Raw genomic sequence first — 18,625 nt, forward strand, 5'->3', positions numbered from 1 at the left:
GCTAATAGCGAGAAATAGGGGAAATCGTATGTATAACTTGCGCGAAACGCTCAAATACGCTTATCGCGACCCGCAACCGCCTGCTGAATTTCAAAAGGAATTCCGCCAGTCCGTCACGCTGTCCAACTGCCGTCGGCTCAAAGCGGTCACCCTCCCCATCATTCTGGTCCTGCTCGGCCTGCTTGTGCTGGACTTTGTCACCTTCTTCAATTCCGAGATTTATGACACACAGATAATTGCATTGATCCTGCGCGCCGTGGGCCCCATCTTTTGCGTTGCTTTCTTCATCCTTGTCGGACCGTTGCGCAGCATCAACGACCTCTCGCCACGGCACAGCCTGCTGTGGAAGGGGTACATGACCATCTTCCTGCTCTATGCAGCCATCACCGTAGGTGTTCTCTTCCCGATCAGGGGCTCAGTCTCCGCATTCTATATTCTCCTGCTCGGCGCTCCCGCGTTTCTGACCATGACCCCAAGACAGGTCGCCTTGCACCTCTTCACCGGCTTTCTGGCTCTGACCTTTTCCCTGAGCCACTTCGCACCGCATGAGAAAATGATCCAGTACCACATGATCAACACCGGCATTCTCCTGTGGGTCGGCTACGCCCTCTCCCGCATCAACAGCATGTCGGCATACCGGGACTTCATGAACCGGAAAGTGATCGAAGAGAAGAACCACCAACTCGAGGACGCCCGCGACAAGGCACAGGCCGCCAACCGGGCCAAATCCGAATTTCTTGCCGCCATCTCTCACGAGATCCGCACCCCCATGAACTCCATCCTCGGCATGACCGAGATCGCCCTGCACACCAAGCTCGACAAGGAGCAGCGGGAATACATCGAGACAGCCCGGGAATCCGGCCTGCTGCTCATGGACATCATCAACGACATGCTGGACTTCTCCCGCATCGAGGCGCGCAAGTTCCGCCTGATCTCCACCCACTTTGACCTGCCCGCCGTGATCCAGTCAGCCGTCAAGACAGTCCGGATTCAGGCCGAACGGAAAGGTTTGTCGCTGGACTTCGAGACCATGGAGGGCACGCCCCGCTATCTCAAGGGCGATCCGGGACGCCTCCGTCAGGTGCTCATGAACCTGCTGGACAACGCCATCACCTATACCGAAGAAGGATCTGTGCGCCTCACGGTGGGACTTCTCAAAGAGACTTCGGATGACAGGGATCGACCAGTGGGACTCCGCTTCTCGGTCAAGGACACCGGCTGCGGCATCCCGCAGGATCACCTTGACTCCATCTTTGACCCCTTTGCCCAAGTGGGCGACTCCACGGCACGGTTCAGTCGCGGCTCCGGCCTCGGCCTGACCATCAGCCGGACCCTCATCCAGTTCATGGGCGGCACCATCTCGGTCCACTCCACCGAGGGGAAAGGCAGCGAGTTTATTTTCACGGCCCGCTTTGCCCCGGGCGACAGCCAGCGCGCCTCCGAGACCGATCTCATCGACGCCTCGTGGAACGTCAATCTGCCCATCAAGCCCTCCCGGGTGCTGCTGGTGGACGACAACCCGGTCAACGTCAAGGTGGAGCTGCTCCACCTCAACCGCATGGGCATGACCACCACCGTGGCGGACAGTGGCGCCAAGGCTCTCGATCTGCTGGCGGAAAACGACTACGACATCGTGCTCATGGACCTGGAGATGCCCGGCATGGACGGCTACGAGGCCACCCGCATCATCCGCTCCTCGACCAACGGAAACCAACGTGTCAGACAACCGGATATCCCCATCCTCGCGGTCACGGCCCACGCCCTCGGCGAAGTGCGCGACCGGTGCGAACGCATTGGCATGGACGGCTTCGTGGCCAAGCCTGTGGGCTTCGGCGAACTCGGCTCGGCCATGCGCCAACTCCTCGGCGGCAGCTGGAACGTCGCCACGCCAGACAATGATTCCAAGGCTCCACCCGTCCTCGACATTGCCAAGGCCGCCAGCCAGCTCGGCGTGACCCGAAGTGAAGTCGCCTACCTGCTCCCCAAGGCGGTGGCCGAAATCGCGCATAAATTCGAGCTGGCCGAAAACGGCCTTGAGCGATCCGTCCTGCGCGAAGTGGCCCTCCAGTCCCACACCCTCAAGAGCGTGGCCGCCTCCATCGGCGCCGAGGCCACCCGCCGGGCTGCCGTAAAACTGGAAAACGCCTCCCGCCGTGACGACGGCCAACTCAGCGTACAACGGCTGGAAGAACTGCGCCGGGAATTATTCCACCTGCAAAAAGCTGCCAAGGAACTATAACTCCTTCAACAAACCCTGCCTCGCCCTATTAGCGGAAGGCCTTTGCATAGCGACCTGGCGTCATCCCCATGAGCTTCTTGAATATTCGATTCATATGACTTTGATCATTGAATCCACAATGTGCAGCGGCTTCAGCCAAGGTACTGCCAGAGGCAATAAGACGTTTAGCCTCTTGTGTACGAATCTGGTTATGGAACTCATGGGGAGGCATCCCATAAACTTGAGAAAAACGGCGATTGAAACGGCAAGGACTCAACTCGGCGATTCGAGCCAATTCTCCAAGACCGATGTTCTCGCTGAAGTTCTTCTCCATGAAGCAGACAGCTTGAGCAATATTCTGGGGGATATCCGCAGAAGCAGATTCCTTTTCAAGCACTAACGACAATATCTCTATGATTTGCGATTGACGCTCCATGATAAATGCATGCTCATCCACTGTCTCAATGAGCCGGACAAGCATGCCAAACAAATGGGGAGAATCGATAACCGGACAATTCGTGGCTGGCAGAGTCTCTGTAAAACCAAGCGCTGCAATAAGAGAGGTTGGCACACTGAACATGACGTATTCGCAGGGGCCCAAATCCATACAGGTGTGCGCAACATTGGGGCCGATACATAATACAGCCCCTGGTCCGGCTTCATATGTCTCTGTATCGATACACAACGACCGCTTCCCGGAGAGCACAACGCCAAGCGTCAAGGACTTGTGCACATGCCGCCCCGTCGCACGAACAGGCCCGAAGGAGTGAATCATCGTCACTCCTTCGAGGCCTCTAATCGTCATAAATTCCAGCTCATCAGAAGCTTTTGGCATAGCGAATATTACAGCAGTGCCGGAATGAATTTGGCCATGAGAAGCAGACCATTCTCTCCAGCTTTTATGTAATGTTTGATGTTCTCAGGCAGCACGTTTATATCGCCCGGTCCGTAAGAGGTTATTCCCATCTCAAGCAGGCAAACGCCATCTCCTCCGGCGACTTCATGCAACTCCCAGTGGTTTTCATGCACATGCTCTCCGATTTCAGCGCCTGCGTCCAGCTTGACCAAATGAACACTGAACCGCCCGTCAGTCTCGCTGCCTGTGACCAGATGTTTGAGGCTCACTCCGGCATTGGATGGATGAGGGTTCCAAGATAGGTTCTTTGCGTCTTTTATACTGTTTCCTTGAGCTATGATGCCAGATGAAAAATGAGTGAAAAGGTCGTCCATGAATACTCTCCTTATGTTTTTGTCACCATAAGGAATGGTGAGCGCATGGTATTGGACGATCTTGCCGCCCCTGTTCCCAGTCTCAATCACATCGCAATTTTTCCCACAAAAAAAGGCCGCCCATGAGGACGGCCTTATTTTTGGCGTCGATTTTCTCTAATCCAGCTTCAAATCCAGCAACACGATCTCGGAGTAGGCGAGGTCGACGTTGCGCGGCTTGACGCGGCCCGTCTTGTAGAAACGGGGCGAAACAAGGGTTTCGACCTCGGCACGGGGTGCGTCGCCTTCCACGAAGCGGCGGTCGGCGGCGAGCACGGCGTTGCCATCGGGAAGGATGGCTTCGGCGATGTCGAACACGCGGTCGGAGAAGAGGCCGGGGTTGCTGCGGTAGAGCACGTCATAATAGGTGACGTCGTCTTTCTTCACCGAGATGGAGAGCAGCAGCAAACACTGGGTGCAACGGGTGGAGAGCAGGATGGGCGTAACCTTGAGGCCGGCGTGGTCCTTGAGGACCTCCACCTCGTCGGGGTTGGCGCGCATGGCGATGACCTCGGGATCATCAATGAAATCGAGGTTCTCATACTCATGCCCGTCCTTGCGCCAGAGCAGGCGTTCGGTGTCGAGCACATCGAGACCGAGGGTCTTGAAAAAATCCACCCGCTTGGGCGAGAGGGAGCAGACCGTGTAGGTGGTGTTGGGATCGGCGGTTGCCATCTCCAGCATCTGACGGCCCAGTCCGTTCCCGCGATAGGGCTTCAAAATATACCAGGACGTGAAATTCACGAAGCGTTCACGACGCTCCCCCACCCTGCGGTGGGAGCAAATGTGACCATGGAAGCCAACAATCTTATCGCCGTCTACGGCTACGACACCGTAATCAGGATCTTCATCGCTCCAGCCATGGGTAAAGAGTTTGCGCCATCTCTCAACAGGGAAATGGGCGTTCATGTTCTCATGCAACAGTTCACAGATGGCGTCGAAATCTCCGGGCTCGGCCCGGCGCAGAATGGCGTTCATGCTTGTTCTACCCTCGAAATTCTTAGTTTGCAGGCCATATGTCTACAGGTGCCACCCATGTTGCGGCGGGGTGACCACTGATAACGGATAACAATGTATCCATAAAATCCCACGCGGCCTCGTCCATCTCCAGATGATGGGTGAGCACGCAGGTGGGTTCGGTCTCGTCGGTGCGGCCGGTCCTTTTGTCCTTAAGGTGGTCGACGAGACTCGTCACGCATTTTTCGCTGCCCGCGAATCTGGCACTCTTGTCCTTGCCTTTCCAGGAGAGCAGATCGCAGTGGGCATCGGCCACCCGCAGGTCGCCCGGCGGCACCGGGCGGTGGGCCTTGTAGCTGGCCGAGACACCCCGAAAGCCCATGACCGGCAGGTAGGGCAGCAGCTCGGGGTCCATCTTGTTCCAGGGCGGTACGACCACGGGGACGAAGCGTTCCTTGAACAACTGGGAGAGCTTGAGCATGCCCTGCCGCAATTCGTCCAGAACCGTGGAAACCGGTCGGTGCAGACCGAGCTCCCACGCCCCATTGCCCTTGGGCGCGTGATTGACATGGGCATAACCGTGCTGGAGCACCCAGACATGCGGTGCTTCGGCGAGAGTCTTTCGCAACGGTTCCCCGGCACGGACAGGAATGGTCGCCAGACCACACGGGGCAGCGTATTGATCGCTCAGACCTATGAGCCGATCCAATTCGATGCAGGGTTCTCCGGCATCATCGTCGCGCCACCAGAATGAGGCGGTCATCTCCGCCTGCGCCCATTTGCCCAGTTCCGTAAAGAGGGTGTTGAGTACGTCCAATGTCATGCGAGTTGAGTTGTACCAGAGGTAATTCCAAAAGGGAAATGGGTATGCACTGGTCTTTTAAACTGATACGTGGCAGGAAACCCTCCTAAGGAGAACCGCCATGAGCAAGCAGATGAACAGCATCATCTGGAACATGACCCGCAAGTGTAATTTTCGCTGCGAATACTGTTACTTCCCCCATGACAATACCCCTGTCACCGAGACACTGCCCGTTGAAAAGATTACGGACTTCCTCGACGGCACCGGGAAGGAGTGGGTCGTAGGCCTGACCGGTGGCGAGCCGTTCATCTACCCCGGGTTCGTGGACATCTGCCTGGCGCTCACCCAAAACCACCACATCGGCGTGGACACCAACCTGTCGGTTTCGTCCAAGGTACGCGACTTTGCCGAGCGCGTGGACCCGGCCCGCGTGGAAGACCTGTACGTGGCCCTGCACATCGAGGAGCGCGAGCGCGTCAAGGGCGTGCCATCCTTCATCGAGAACGCCAATCTGTTGCAGGACAAGGGGTTCAAGGTCATCGTCAACTACGTGGTCCATCCCAATTTGGAAGAACGATTCCACACGGACAGGGAATATTTCGCTTCCCACGGCATTCAGATCACCCCGCGCCCGTTCCGGGGCAAGTTTGAGGGCACCCGCTATCCCGAAGGGTACGGCGAGCGCGCTCAGGCCATCTTTGCCGACCACCCGGAGCAGGGAAAGAAGATCGCCTTCAACTTTCATGGCGTTCCGTGCTCTGCCGGCCGCACCCTGCTGCGCATGGAGCCGGACGGCACCGTGTTCCGCTGCCCCGGCGACAAAACCGTGCTGGGCAATGTCATGGACAAGGTGGAACTCTACGAAGGCCACCCGCCCTGCATCAAGGGCCGCTGCCCCTGCCGCGGCTTCGACCACGTACAGCTCACCCCGGCGCAGGAAGCGCTGGTGGACGGCGTGCAGTATGCGGTGGTGGGCGACAACCGCGCCTCGGCCGACGCATTCGGTCGGGCCATGGCTGCCGAGCCTGCCCATCCTTGTGCAGAGAACAACCTCGGAGTGCTTGCATGGCGCAACGGCGACAAGGACGGAGCCATCCGCCATTTCGAGACCGCCCTTGCATCGCGGCCCGAACGCAGCGTCTATTCCGAGAACCTGTCCGCCGCTCGAAAAGGCGACCCTTTTGATCCGGAAATCTGTTTGGATGTCAATCCGGTCAAATCCAAGTAAACACTGGCCCCAACCATAAATCTCGGGTATGACCGACGGGTTGGCGCAACTGGACATGCAGCCTTCTCTTGAGTAACGTCTGGATGTTGCTGGAGGGAAGGGGAAAGCTGTCCGGCATATTTTTTTTGCTTTTTTTGGGTGATATGGATTCCAAGTCTTACAATATATTGATGTATTCCCATGACACGTACGGTCTGGGACACATCCGCCGCACCATGGCCATCGCACGCAATCTGGTGCGTCCGGGCGTCAACATCCTCATCGTCACGGGGTCTCCCATTGTCGGGCGCTACACCATGCCCGCCGGTATCGACTTCGTGCGCATGCCCGGCATGATCAAGAAGACGAACTCCATCTACGTCCCCCACTCCATCAAGGTCGATCCCAAGATCGCCATCTCCATCCGCAAGAACATCATCTCGGCCACGGCCAAGACGTTCAAGCCCGACCTCTTCATCGTGGACAAGGTGCCTTCCGGCCTCAAGAACGAAGTGCTCCCCACCCTCAAGTGGATCAAGAAGAACCTGCCCTGCACCCGCGTGGTCCTCGGTCTGCGCGACATCCTCGACGAAGCGAAATCCACGCAGGCGGATTGGAAGAAAAAGAAATTTCCCGAAATCCTGCGCGACCTCTACTCCGAAATCTGGGTCTACGGCGAACAGAAACTGTATGATCCCATCAAGGAATACGCCTTCCCGGAAGACATTGCGGAGAAGACCATCTTCACCGGCTACATTCCGCGCAAGGTGCCCAAAATGCGCAAGGCCAAACGCAAGCACAAACAGGTGGTCGTCACCATCGGCGGTGGCGGAGACGGCTACAGCGTCCTCGACAACTACCTCAAGATGCTGGAGACCAACGGCACCGTGAACTTCAAGACCCTGATGATCACCGGACCGTTCCTCGATCCCAAGCGCCTCGATGAGCTGGCCGACCGCGCCCGCGCCGTCAAGGTACAGATCAAGCCGTTCGTCAAGAATCTGGAAAAGCGCATGGCCGCTGCCGACCTCGTTGTCACCATGGGCGGCTACAACACCCTTTGCGAAATTCTGTCGCTGAAGAAGCCCGCGCTGGTCATCCCGCGTGACAAACCCCGCGAGGAACAGCTTCTGCGCGCCAAGGTCTTCAAGGGCCGTGGCATCTGCGACTACATCAAATGGGGCGATGTGTCCCCCGAGCTGCTGCGCGAAAAGGTCAATGCCCTGCTGGACGACTCGAGCCAGTGCGTATCCGAGCTCCAAACCTTCCGCATGACCGGCCTTGAAGTCATGCGCGAGCGCCTCGCCTACTTCCGAGAGAACTGCAGTGAATAACCTCCCCACGAATGGAAAAACCCTTGGCATGGTGCTCAAGGGGTATCCCCGCATTTCCGAGACTTTCATCTCCAACGAGATCCGCCTGCTGGAAGAGATGGGCTTCAAGATCCACATCTACTCCATGCGCGCCCCCCGCGAAAACTTCGCCCACGAATCCATCAAGCAGATCAAGGCCAAGGTCACCTACCTGCCCTCGTCCATGATCTGGGGCCTGCCCGCGTTTCTCTGGTACAACATCCGCCTCTTCGCCAGAATGCCGAAGCGGTATATGGCCTGTCTCAAGCTCATGATGAGCCGTTTCGCCCTTGCGCCCAAGAAGCACACCTGGATCAAACACATGCTCCAGGCCGGGTTCATCGTGCAGAAGACCATCATCGATGAAGGCGAAGACATCGGCCACTTCCACGGCCACTTTGCCCACACGCCGACCACGGTGACCATGTACGCCGCCAAGCTGCTCGGCGTGCCGTTCTCCTTCACGGCCCACGCCAAGGATATCTACACCCAGAATCCGCGCCGCTTTCAGGACAAGATCGACCTCGCCAAATTCGTTGTCACCTGCACCAAGTACAACGAAAAATATCTTTCCAAGGTCGCCCTCAACGGCAAGCCGATCCACTGCGTTTACCACGGCATCAACCTCGACCTGTTCTCGCCCAACGGGCGCGTCACCGAGGCCAAGACGCCGTACAAGATCCTGACCGTCGCCCGCTTCGTGGAGAAGAAGGGCCTCGACACCGTGCTCCGCGCACTGGCCAAGCTCCGCGCCGAGGGCATCGACTTCCGCTACACCCTCGTGGGTGAGGGCAAGGCTGCCTTCAACAAAAAGATTCGCAACCTCATCGACGAGTTGGGTCTGGCCGACGAGACCACACTGCCCGGCACCATCACTCACGAAGAAGTTATCACGCTCCTCAACGAAGCCGACTGCTTCACCCTCGGCTGTCGCGAGGCTGAAGACGGCGACCGCGACGGCATCCCCAACGTGGTGGCAGAAGCCATGGCCACCGGCGTGCCGGTTGCCGCCACCGATGTCTCCGGCGTGCCCGAGCTGGTCACCCATGAAGAGACCGGCATGCTGTGCCCGTCCAATGATGTGGATGCGCTGGCCGACATTCTGCGCCGCATCCTGACGGACGCCGAGCTGCGCGCCAAGGTTATTCCGGCAGCCCACGCCAAGGTGCATGAGGTCTTCAACAATAAGAAGCTCATTCACGACTTGGGGGAGATTTATATCTCGCATGGGGTGCCGTGTGCGGGCGCGAAGTAGCTTCTTTTTGGAAGAGAAGAAGTAGGAGAAGAGATAAGGAAGGCCGCCCTTTTGGGGCGGCTTTTTTGATGGTGATGTACGCTTTTCAAGCGTGAGAGCCGTCGCTATTACTCCTCCATGTCCTGCGCGGACGGCGGTTCTTTCTTGGCTGAGCCGCCCCAAGAAAGAACCAAAGAAACGCGGCTTTTCTAGCATGCCCGCCTCGTGAGTTCTCGCCGAGAATCTGATCCAAATAGAATGCCTTGAATCGTGCTGCGCGACGTTCGTCGCTGCCGATTGTTTGTGGTTTCGTCGGCATTCGATTTGGTCAGTTTCTATGGCTCATACTCAAGGGCTGATGCAGGTCTTTGTTTGGTAAAATGAGAGTTGTGCTAGAGCGAAAGGGCGCTCTACTCATCAACCCGCGCTGAAAGGCGAAAACCGATTTGAAAAGAGCCAAGCGAAGCGCTGGTTCGTTCAAATCGATTTTCGCCTTTCAACGCCAGTGGGGCCGGAGGCATTCTTAGAGCATTCTTATGGCGAGGGATGCTCCCAGCCAGAGGCCGGAGGAGACGATGCCGACCCAGGCGAATTTGGCCATGGGCGGGGAGAGCCATTTCTTTTGAACGATGAGACCGACGAAAATGACGTGCAGCGGCACCGGGAGCGCGAGCATCAGGCCAAACAGATGGTGATGGGCGTCGTGTGATTCTTCCGGGAAGAATTTCATGGCAAGATAGCCCGTCCACCAATCCACGAACACCATGACCAGAAGCATCAGCCCGATGGCTGAAACAAGGGTCGCAAAAATTCGAAAAACGCGCATGAACAGCCCTTATTTGTAGTAGATGCCGCACCCGACAAAGGCGTCCATATTGGGCACGGGGCGGACATAGGTCTTCTTGGGCTGCACCTTGCCGGTGGAGGGATTGGCGTACTTGTACTCCACCCAACCGCCGCCCATCTTGGCGAGGTTCACCATCTCGCGAATCTGGTAAACGCCGTCGGGATCGTGGACGTTCCAACGATTCTTGCCCGCGACCTCGGGCTTGGCACCAAGGGCGAGGCAGTTGCCGTCAAAAGTGTAAAAGAGCAGATAGTAGTCGCCGTCGATGAACTCACCATCGGGGTCCATGAAATCCGCAGCAGCCTGTTTGGCGCCCACGGCCTTGATATGGATAACGCCCTTGCTCACCAGGTCCTGGGCAGTTTGCTCACAACTTCCGGCCAAGGCGAAAGTGGACACGATCAACAGGACAACGGCAGCAAGGCTCAACGATTTGCTCATGGATACTCCTTTTGAATATCAGGCATAATGCCGCATGCGCCTGATTCTGGCAATCCTCGACACCCTATTTACACAATACTCATTATCACTCTCTTGACCGAGAGCACACGCTCTGTCACTTTATTTGTATGACGGTATGAAAACAGCGGGAGGACATCATGAGCAGAAAGGTACGTTCCGTTCGGGTTCCCAAGGAGTTGGAGACCATGAACCTGTCCGGCATCATCCATGAGTGTGAGCGGTATCTGCGCGACCTTGAGTCCGCAACCCTTCTCAAGCAGCAGGGTAATCAGGAGGCGGCCGAAGCTCTGATGCGCGCCCGCCAGACCGATCTGGGGAAAAAGATCAGCAAGCTCGTGTGGGAAGCACGGGTGGAATACGGCAAGCACCACTAGCTGACGCAAGGACAAACCTGTCAGCGGCTGAATGAGTTTTTTTGAAGAGAGAGAGAAAATGGAACCCAAATCCGCAAAAGAATCCGAAGTAGTCATGACCCATCTGGTGCTGCCGCAGGACGCCAATCCTGCGGGCAACCTGCATGGTGGCGTGATCCTCAAGCATATTGATACGGCTGGCGGCGTAGTGTGCAAAAAGCACTCGCGCTCCAACATCGTGACCGTGTCCATCGACCGCATGGCGTTCAAGCTGCCCGCCTACATGGGCGAACTGCTGACCTTCAAGGCGAGCCTCAATTACGTGGGCCGCTCCAGTATGGAAGTGGGCGTACGCGTGGAAGCAGAGAACCTGACCACCGGAGAAATCCGGCACACCAACTCCGCCTACCTGACCTATGTCGCGCTGGACAAGAACGGCAAGCCCACTCAGGTGCCGCCGCTGCGGCTGGAAGACGACACCGCAAAGCGACGTCACAGAGAAGCCGAACTGCGCCGTGAGTTGCGTCAGAAAGAGCGAGAACTGGAACAGAACGGCGGCAAGCTCTGCGAGGAGTAAGCGATGCCCAACTACACCGGCATCAATCATCTGGCCATGGCCACGGGCGACATGGACGCCACCATCCGCTTCTGGCGCGACCTGCTGGGGATGCGGCTGGTGGCTGGACTGGGCCATCCCGGCTACCGCCACTATTTTCTGGAGATATCCGAACAGGACATGATCGCCTTCTTTGAATGGCCCGGGGTGGAGCCCATTGAGGAGAAGGATCATGGCGTGCCCGTGAAAGGCCCGGCCGTGTTCGACCATATCTCTTTTGGCGTAGAGAGCGACGAAGACCTGTGGGAGCTCAAGGACAAACTGGAGGCCGCCGACATCTGGTGCTCCGAAGTGGTGGACCACGGCTTCATCCACTCCGTCTACGCCTTTGATCCCAACAACATTCCCATTGAATTCAGCGCCCCGGCCAAGGACGTGGATGTCCGCAAGACCCCGGTCATGGCCGACACCTCACCCTGCGCTGAAGCCCTCAAGGGCCCCGAGCCAAGACCGGGCATGTGGCCGGAAGTTACTGAGCCGACCCCCGAAGCGGAGCGCGAGGTATACGAAGGAGAAGGGGATGTGATCCGGCAGGCCGTATTGGAGAAAACGAGAAAAGATTGATCCCGTAAGAATCATTCTAATTGCCCACTCACATCAATAAGGTAGTTATAGCGTATGGCAGTATCAATCAATTTCATCGATAAGGGCACGTATGTCATCGCCGAACCGGATGGCACCATCTCCTCACATGAGGAAATGACTGCCTACGCCAAGGATATCATCAGGGGGGCCGCACGGCTCGACCGCAAGAAAGTGCTGATCCGGGGGCAGAACATCACCATGCAACTTTCGGCATACGACACCATTGCCTTTGCCGAAACCATGGATGAAATCAGCCTCGCACTGGGCGGATATCGCATCGCTGTGGTCACAGCCGAGCAGAGTGCAAAGAGCCGTTCCATGATCGAAACCGCGCTGGTCAACCGCTCCGTCGAGTATCGGGTATGTACCAGCGAAGAGTGTGCGCTGGGCTGGCTGCGACTGGACTGATCGCGTCTCCATTTCCAAGCCAAAACACCGAGACCAAGCCCCGTAAGCTGACTGATGCCCACCCATGATCACAGTGCGGGCAGAGCGTATTTGAGAAAATGGGAACAGAGCAATTCCATGAGAAATATTCTAATTGTTTTTCGCCATCCATAAGATATTAATAGGTCATGACAGTATCAATCAATTTTACGGCTAAAAGCGCGTATGTCATCGCCGAGCCCGAGGGCAACATCTTCTCCCATGAAGAGATGACTGCCTACGCCAAAAACATCATTGCCGGTGCCGCCAAGCTCAGGCGTAAAAAAATTTTGATCCGAGGCCAAGATATCACCATCAAGCTATCCATGTATGACAGCATCGAATTTGCTAACACCATGGACAAGATCAGTTTGGCGCTGCAAGGATATCGGCTCGCAGTTATCACAGGCGAACAGAGCGCAGAAAGTCGATCCAAGATCGAAACCTCGCTGGTCAACCGCTCCATCGAGTTCAAGGTATTCTCAACCGAAAGCAGTGCCTTGCAATGGCTGTGACCGGACTTATTGCACGCTGATTTTCAAGCCAATAAAAAAGCCCGGAGTATCAACTCCGGGCTTTTCTTTTAATTGATGCTTCGGCTAGTCACCGGGAAAGAAGGCGGCCATGACATCTCTGGCCTGACGCTCTGCCTGACGACAGATCATGAACAGGTCGTCCTTGTCGAGTTTGAGCATCTCCCATGTACGGGGGTCGAATTCCGGCACGAGGGATGCGCCGCTGGCACCGATACCCAGCCCGTGGGTGATGAAATCGGCCAGATGGATAACCGAGGCTTCGGCAGGCATGGAGGCCTGCAACGGATTGTGATGATGGTGGATGAGCACTTCAAGGAAGGCCGGCAAACGCCACATCTTGAGCAGCTTTCCGCCGATATCCGCATGGGTGCAGCCCCATACTGTCCGCTCCACATCAACCAACGCCCTGCGACCCACCTTGGCGGGACGAAGCACGTCGGTGGACGCCTGCGGATGATTCTTGAGCATAATGAGACGGCCGATGTCGTGCAGCAAACCGGCCACGAAAAATTTCTCGTCGCCCTGCAACCCGGCCTTGCTCGCCAGCAGGCGGGCCACGATGCCACAGGTGACGGAGTGGAGCCAGAACTCCTTGAGAGTGAAAAACTCTTCCGGGATATCATCAAAGGCGGCAATGACCGACACGCCAAGGGCAAGGTTGGTAAGCTGGTTGGTGCCCACAATGGTCACGGCGCGGGACAGGGTGTCGATCTTGCTGGAAAAGCCATAGAACGGCGAGTTAACCATCTTGAGGAGCTTGGCGGACAGGGCCACGTCCTTGCTGATGACCTCGGCCACATAGGCGGCCGAACTGCGCGGATTCTTGAGGGCTTCGGAAATTTCGAAAAAGATGTTGGGAAGCGATGCCAGAGCGGCTTCCTGGGTGACGACGTCGTTGAGCTTGAAGCTCTCCTCCCGCGTCGGCGGCGGAGTGGTGAGGTTGAAGGTGTCGTCATGGGGGTTGGCAGCGAGCATCCAATTGGCCTGCTCCACATCGAGGTCACGGGCCTGACGCAGCACGTATACTTTGGCCATTTCCTGAACAACGGGATGTTTCAGAGGGTTGAGCACGAACCGCTGGGCCGCCATGATCTTGCAGGCATCCAGCACCTCGGGATCCAGCTCGTCAAAGGAAGTCGGGCAGTCATCGCATGCCGCATCATCACCCTGAATGGAGACCTCTGAAATACCCCAGACACGGCAGGTGCGCAGGTGGGCTTCGGTCACGACTGCGCCACGCGGCAGCAGCATGCGCCCTTCCGAGGTGGTGAGGTCTTCGGCCAGGGCCATGCCCGGCTCTATGGCTTCAATGGGTAGTTTAGGCATTTGAGTTTCCTTTGAATATACTCCTACCGGATTCATTATTTTAATCAATTATTATACGTTGGGCAACTTAATATTCCTTGCAAACGCAACGAATTGGTGAGAAATCGCCTGAAGACAACGCAAGGAGAGCCCGTGTCCCGACAAGAATGCAAACTTCTTTTTCCCGGCCAATGTCGCCGGGCTTCGTTCATCCGGCGATACAAACGCTTCACCGTGGAAGCCACGGCACTCGATGGTTCTAACCAGGGCGATCTGCTGCTGGCGCACACCAACAACACGGGTTCCATGCTCGGCCTGCTGCGTACCGGGGCTCCGGCCCTGCTCTCCCCAGCGGCCAACCCCAAGCGCAAGCTCAAGTACACCCTTGAAGCCCTTGAACTGGGCGGCGCCATGGTGGGCGTGAACACCCTCACCCCCAACCGCATGCTCAAACTGGCGTGGGAAACAGGCGCCATGCCGGAGATGGCTGGCTACGATCACTTCAAGAGTGAAGCCAAGGTCGGCGACAGTCGTCTGGATGCCTACCTCAGCGGTCCTGAGGGCGAACTGTGGGTGGAGTGCAAGAACGTCACCATGGTCGAGGATGACATCGCCTGCTTCCCGGACGCCGTGACCGAACGCGGCCAGAAGCATCTGCGCGAGCTCATGGCGCTGGCCGAGACCGGCGCGCGAGTGGCCCTCTTCTTTCTGGTGCAACGGCCTGACGGCCACTGCTTCGGCCCGGCCGATGTTATCGACCCGGTATATGCGGAGCTGTTCTACGAGGCCCTGGACAAGGGCGTGGAGGCATGGCCCTACGTGGCCCATGTAGATGCCGAGGGCATCAGGCTGGGCGAACGTCTCAAGGTGGTGCGTCCGTGACCGGTTTCATCTTTGGCGCCATCATCATCAGCTTCTCCTCGGTCATGGTGAAGCTAGCCAACGTGCCCCCCGACGTGGCCGGATTCTACCGCCTCTTCGTGGGCGGCCTCGGCATGCTGGCCATCCTCTGGAAGATGGGCAAGCTCAAGAACCTGACCCGTCACGTCTGGGTCTGGTCTCTGCTCTCGGCCCTCTTCTTTACGGCGGATTTCTATTGCTGGCACCGCGCCATCATCGCCACCGGGCCGGGAATTTCCACCATGCTCGCCAACTTTCAGGTCTTCGTGCTGGCGGCCGTGTCCATCGTCTTCCTCAAAGAGAAGGTGTCGCTCAAATTTCTCATCGCCATGCCCACGGCCATGCTCGGCCTGTACCTCATGGTCGGCGTCTCGTGGGATGCATTCACGCCGGAATTCAAGCTGGGTGTCGTCTACGGCCTGCTCACGGCGCTGGCCTATGCGCTCTATCTGCTCTCACTGAAATATTCCCTGTCCAAGGCGGACGCAGACCCGCTGGCCATGGCGTGTGCCGTGGCCCTGATCACCGGAGTCTGCCTCGGCGGTCTCTCCATCGCGCAAGGGGAATCCTTCATCATCCCGGACAACCAGTCACTGGCCGCGCTGGGCGCACTGGCCCTCATCTGCCATGCGGGCGGCTGGTATCTGATCACGCGCGGCATACAGGTGGTCCGCACCTCGCTGGTGGGACTCATCCTGCTGCTGCAGCCGACCCTTTCCTATGTCTGGGACATTCTCTTTTTCAACAAGCCCACCACCGCCGTCGAGTTAATCGGCGTCGGACTGGCCCTGACGGCCATCTATGTGGGCTCCCTCAAATCCGAGGAAACGACCTAACCGAAGTGGTCGCGGAGCACGCCCTCCAGCGTGGGGTGCATCCGGTTTTTGTAGCCGTAGCGCACACGCACCAACGGCTTCTCCACCGAGATCAGCCCGGCGATATCAATGGGCGTGGCTGACAGCACCACGTCGCAATCCGTGCCGTTGATGGTAGCCTCCAGATCGCGCACCTGCTGCTCGCTGTAGCCCATGGCCGGAAGCACATCCCCGATATCCGGATAGGTGTCGAAGGTCTCCTCCAACGAGCCCACAAGGTACGGCCTCGGGTCCACCATCTCCGCAGCCCCGAATCGCTGGGCCGCGATGACACCCGCGCCGAACTGCATCTCGCCGTGGGTCAGGGTCGGGCCGTCCTCCACCACCAGCACGCGCTTGCCCTTGATGGCCTGCGCATCGTCTACGGCCACTTCGGATTCCGCCTCGATGATCAATGCGTTGGGATTGGCCTTTTTGATATTCTTGCGCACGGTGTCCACATCTTCGGGCTTGGCGCTGTCCACCTTGTTGATGACCGCCACGTCGCACATGCGCATGTTGGTCTCGCCTGGATGGTAGGTCATCTCATGCCCGGCCCGGTGCGGGTCAAAGACCACCACGTTCAGGTCCGGCTTGTAGAATGGCGTATCATTGTTGCCGCCGTCCCACACGATGATATCCGCTTCCTTCTGCGCTTCTTCCAGGATCGCCCCGTAGTCCACACCCGCGTAGATCACCGCGCCCATTTCAATGACGGGTTCGTACTCTTCACGCTCCTCGATAGTGCAATTGTGGGCATCGAAATCTTCGTACTTCTCGAACCGCTGCACGGCCTGTTTGGCCAGATCGCCGTACGGCATGGGATGTCGAATCGTGACCACGCGCTTGCCCATGTCCTGCAGGACACGAACCACTTCGCGGCTGGTCTGGGACTTGCCGCAGCCTGTCCGCACCGCACACACCGAGACCACCGGCTTCTCCGATTCGATCATGGTGTACGGCGCCCCCACGATCATGAAATCCGCGCCCGCAGCCGTGGCGATGGACGCCTTGTGCATGACCTCCGTATGGGTGATGTCCGAATAGGAGAACACCACCAGGTCCACGCCGTTTTGCAGGATCAGCTCTTCCAGCAGGTCGTCCCCAAAGATGGGGATGCCTTTCGGATATGCCTCTCCGGCCAGCTCCGCCGGATATTTTCTTCCATCAATGTCCGGTATCTGTGTGGCCGTAAAGCAGACCACGTCATATCGTTCGTTGTCCCGGAAGTAGACGTTGAAGTTATGAAAATCACGCCCCGCAGCACCCATAATAATCACTTTTTCGGTCATCAGAGTCGCCTCCGGCGGCTGGGGGGAAGGGGAGAGGGAAAAACTTTGAAAAGAGTTCTCCCTCTCCCCTTCCCCCCAGACCCCCCATCCCCTCTCCTTTCCCAAACTTTTTATATGCGCCATGCGCGCGGGTGGGGAAGAACGGGAGTCCGCTTCGTTGGAAGTTGTGGCTTGCGTTTTGGCAAGTCGAGATTGAAAGAGCTTATTCGGTTTGTTGGTCAGTAAGGGACTTCAAAAATTCTGACAGAAACTACACTTTTCAGGCAATCGGGTCAAAAGGGAGAAAGATTTTTTTAAGACAAATATTATCGCTTAACAGGCGGCGCGGAGTTCCTGTGGCGAGGTGCCGGTCCACCGCTTGAATGCCCGGGAGAAGGAGCTGTATTCGGAGTAACCCAGCAGGAAGGCCACCTCGAGCAGTTCCAGCGTCTTATCCTTCAGATACTCATTGGCCATCTTGCTCCGCACATCATCGAGCACCTTGCGATAGGAGGTGCCGGCATCCTTCAGCTTGCGCTGGAGAGTTCGTGTGCTCATGTTCAGTTCGGAGGCGATGTTTTCATCAGAGTGTTCCTGTCCGCTGATCATGCGCGAAAGGGCGATCTCAACGTCGCTGACAATGCCGCCCTCAGCCATGTCTCTCAACTGCCGAGTGACGATTTTCTCATTGAGTTCGGCCATGAGTTCATTACTGGCGTCCAGTTTCCTGCCCACATCATCGGCAGAAAACGTCATGCAATTGCGCTGTGCGCCAAATGCCACGTCGCAGGAGAAATGCTCATTGAATTTGCTGGCGCATGGGGGTTGGGAACGGATGAGCTCCACCGAAACCGGAGCAAGACTGTTACCGAAGTTGATCCGGCACGCCTTCAGCATACCGGCAAAGAAACCCTCGATCTGAGGGACTGTCATCAGGGAGTCGGACAGAGTCACCGTGAGACCGGCGCCGGAGTCCTCCACAAGGAATTCGCTTCGTTCTGCCCACAACTTCGAGTACTTTTCCAGCCGCTCCAAGCCATCTTTCAAGGAGGATGTTGCGAGCCACAGATAGCCAAGAGCATGCCCATGCGAGGGGTGCCATGCCTCTGCCATTTTCAGCCCGAAACACGGGTCATCTATCTCCTCGGCGGCACGTTTCCAGATACCGTCCATCCTGCTCCGGAGAATCCTCTTCTCGGGGTCGGACAGATCAGCAGGGAAAACTCCCGCCTCCACGAAAAGGGGCTCTGGATCATGGCCACTCAATTCAATGGCTTTCCATAGAGTCTTGGCCTGAGAACTCTGGATGGTCGCTGACATTGTGATCCTCGCTTTTATCGACTGCCGAAGCGGCTGATTGAGGCCTCCGGGCACTCAGCGCGTCACGGCCTTTCTGCTCGGCTGTTAATATAACAGATTGGTCAGACGTTC

At 57.4% G+C, this 18,625-nt stretch carries 20 protein-coding genes; 11 read left to right on the forward strand and 9 right to left on the reverse strand.

Going from position 1 to position 18,625, the window contains the following annotated elements:
- Positions 1 to 28: 28 nt before the first annotated feature.
- On the forward strand, positions 29 to 2,239 hold the full coding sequence (locus HFN16_RS04840) for an ATP-binding protein (RefSeq protein WP_168889633.1): 2,211 nt from the start codon (positions 29 to 31) through the stop codon (positions 2,237 to 2,239).
- Between the two features lie 28 nt (positions 2,240 to 2,267).
- Here the strand turns inward: HFN16_RS04840 and HFN16_RS04845 are convergent, their stop codons facing one another.
- The 4 genes from HFN16_RS04845 to HFN16_RS04860 all read right to left on the reverse strand — a co-directional run bounded on the left by HFN16_RS04845 (position 2,268) and on the right by HFN16_RS04860 (position 5,267).
- Positions 2,268 to 3,053, reverse strand: a complete 786-nt coding sequence (locus tag HFN16_RS04845; protein ID WP_168889634.1) for an AraC family transcriptional regulator — start codon at positions 3,051 to 3,053, stop codon at positions 2,268 to 2,270.
- An 8-nt stretch (positions 3,054 to 3,061) separates the two neighbouring features.
- Positions 3,062 to 3,448, reverse strand: coding sequence for a cupin (locus HFN16_RS04850; RefSeq protein WP_168889635.1), 387 nt, complete (start codon positions 3,446 to 3,448; stop codon positions 3,062 to 3,064).
- A 156-nt stretch (positions 3,449 to 3,604) separates the two neighbouring features.
- Positions 3,605 to 4,465, reverse strand: a complete 861-nt coding sequence (locus HFN16_RS04855; protein ID WP_168889636.1) for a GNAT family N-acetyltransferase — start codon at positions 4,463 to 4,465, stop codon at positions 3,605 to 3,607.
- Between the two features lie 22 nt (positions 4,466 to 4,487).
- Positions 4,488 to 5,267, reverse strand: coding sequence for a polysaccharide deacetylase family protein (locus HFN16_RS04860; protein WP_168889637.1), 780 nt, complete (start codon positions 5,265 to 5,267; stop codon positions 4,488 to 4,490).
- Between the two features lie 100 nt (positions 5,268 to 5,367).
- On the opposite strand from HFN16_RS04860, the gene HFN16_RS04865 reads away from it, so the two are divergent.
- From HFN16_RS04865 to HFN16_RS04875, 3 genes are all read left to right on the forward strand, one after another.
- Positions 5,368 to 6,474 (forward strand): radical SAM protein, encoded by a 1,107-nt coding sequence (locus tag HFN16_RS04865; RefSeq protein ID WP_168889638.1) that lies wholly within the window; start codon positions 5,368 to 5,370, stop codon positions 6,472 to 6,474.
- Between the two features lie 143 nt (positions 6,475 to 6,617).
- A complete protein-coding gene (locus HFN16_RS04870) occupies positions 6,618 to 7,787 on the forward strand; it encodes a glycosyltransferase (protein ID WP_168889639.1) in 1,170 nt (389 codons plus the stop codon).
- 28 nt (positions 7,788 to 7,815) lie between these two features.
- Positions 7,816 to 9,060: a glycosyltransferase family 4 protein gene (locus HFN16_RS04875; RefSeq protein WP_168892261.1), complete on the forward strand. Its 1,245-nt coding sequence runs from the start codon at positions 7,816 to 7,818 to the stop codon at positions 9,058 to 9,060.
- Positions 9,061 to 9,562: 502 nt separating this feature from the next.
- Here HFN16_RS04875 and HFN16_RS04880 read toward each other — a convergent pair.
- Both HFN16_RS04880 and HFN16_RS04885 read right to left on the reverse strand, forming a co-directional pair.
- Entirely contained in the window at positions 9,563 to 9,865 is a 303-nt protein-coding gene (locus tag HFN16_RS04880; protein ID WP_168889640.1) for a hypothetical protein, read from the reverse strand.
- A gap of 9 nt (positions 9,866 to 9,874) precedes the next feature.
- Positions 9,875 to 10,327, reverse strand: coding sequence for a cache domain-containing protein (locus tag HFN16_RS04885; protein ID WP_168889641.1), 453 nt, complete (start codon positions 10,325 to 10,327; stop codon positions 9,875 to 9,877).
- Positions 10,328 to 10,485: 158 nt separating this feature from the next.
- Here HFN16_RS04885 and HFN16_RS04890 point away from each other — a divergent pair, with 158 nt between their 5' ends.
- The 5 genes from HFN16_RS04890 (at position 10,486) to HFN16_RS04910 (ending at position 12,843) form a co-directional block, all read left to right on the forward strand.
- The gene (locus HFN16_RS04890; RefSeq protein WP_168889642.1) at positions 10,486 to 10,722 is read left to right on the forward strand and encodes a hypothetical protein; all 237 of its coding nucleotides are present in this window, start codon (positions 10,486 to 10,488) and stop codon (positions 10,720 to 10,722) included.
- Between the two features lie 58 nt (positions 10,723 to 10,780).
- Entirely contained in the window at positions 10,781 to 11,278 is a 498-nt protein-coding gene (locus HFN16_RS04895; protein WP_210772234.1) for an acyl-CoA thioesterase, read from the forward strand.
- A gap of 3 nt (positions 11,279 to 11,281) precedes the next feature.
- Complete coding sequence (locus HFN16_RS04900) at positions 11,282 to 11,881, forward strand: VOC family protein (protein WP_168889644.1); 600 nt, start codon at positions 11,282 to 11,284, stop codon at positions 11,879 to 11,881.
- Between the two features lie 54 nt (positions 11,882 to 11,935).
- Positions 11,936 to 12,310 (forward strand): hypothetical protein, encoded by a 375-nt coding sequence (locus tag HFN16_RS04905; RefSeq protein WP_168889645.1) that lies wholly within the window; start codon positions 11,936 to 11,938, stop codon positions 12,308 to 12,310.
- Between the two features lie 167 nt (positions 12,311 to 12,477).
- Positions 12,478 to 12,843, forward strand: coding sequence for a hypothetical protein (locus tag HFN16_RS04910; protein ID WP_168889646.1), 366 nt, complete (start codon positions 12,478 to 12,480; stop codon positions 12,841 to 12,843).
- Positions 12,844 to 12,927: 84 nt separating this feature from the next.
- On the opposite strand, the gene HFN16_RS04915 is transcribed toward HFN16_RS04910, so the two are convergent.
- Positions 12,928 to 14,190, reverse strand: coding sequence for an HDOD domain-containing protein (locus HFN16_RS04915; RefSeq protein WP_168889647.1), 1,263 nt, complete (start codon positions 14,188 to 14,190; stop codon positions 12,928 to 12,930).
- 132 nt (positions 14,191 to 14,322) lie between these two features.
- Between HFN16_RS04915 and sfsA the strand changes: the two genes are divergently transcribed.
- Together sfsA and HFN16_RS04925 are read left to right on the forward strand one after the other, a co-directional pair.
- The gene (sfsA, locus tag HFN16_RS04920; RefSeq protein ID WP_168889648.1) at positions 14,323 to 15,051 is read left to right on the forward strand and encodes a DNA/RNA nuclease SfsA; all 729 of its coding nucleotides are present in this window, start codon (positions 14,323 to 14,325) and stop codon (positions 15,049 to 15,051) included.
- Positions 15,048 to 15,905 carry a DMT family transporter gene (locus tag HFN16_RS04925; RefSeq protein ID WP_168889649.1) on the forward strand — a complete coding sequence of 286 codons (858 nt, stop codon included), beginning with the start codon at positions 15,048 to 15,050 and terminating at the stop codon, positions 15,903 to 15,905. The genes sfsA and HFN16_RS04925 overlap by 4 nt, the downstream gene beginning before the upstream one ends.
- Here the strand turns inward: HFN16_RS04925 and HFN16_RS04930 are convergent.
- Together HFN16_RS04930 and HFN16_RS04935 are read right to left on the reverse strand one after the other, a co-directional pair.
- A complete protein-coding gene (locus HFN16_RS04930) occupies positions 15,902 to 17,215 on the reverse strand; it encodes a cyclic 2,3-diphosphoglycerate synthase (protein WP_168889650.1) in 1,314 nt (437 codons plus the stop codon). The genes HFN16_RS04925 and HFN16_RS04930 overlap by 4 nt on opposite strands.
- 312 nt (positions 17,216 to 17,527) lie before the next feature.
- Positions 17,528 to 18,514, reverse strand: coding sequence for an AraC family transcriptional regulator (locus HFN16_RS04935; RefSeq protein WP_168889651.1), 987 nt, complete (start codon positions 18,512 to 18,514; stop codon positions 17,528 to 17,530).
- Between the last annotated feature and the right edge of the window lie 111 nt (positions 18,515 to 18,625).

Source organism: Pseudodesulfovibrio sp. zrk46, assembly GCF_012516435.1.
Classification (GTDB): domain Bacteria; phylum Desulfobacterota; class Desulfovibrionia; order Desulfovibrionales; family Desulfovibrionaceae; genus Pseudodesulfovibrio.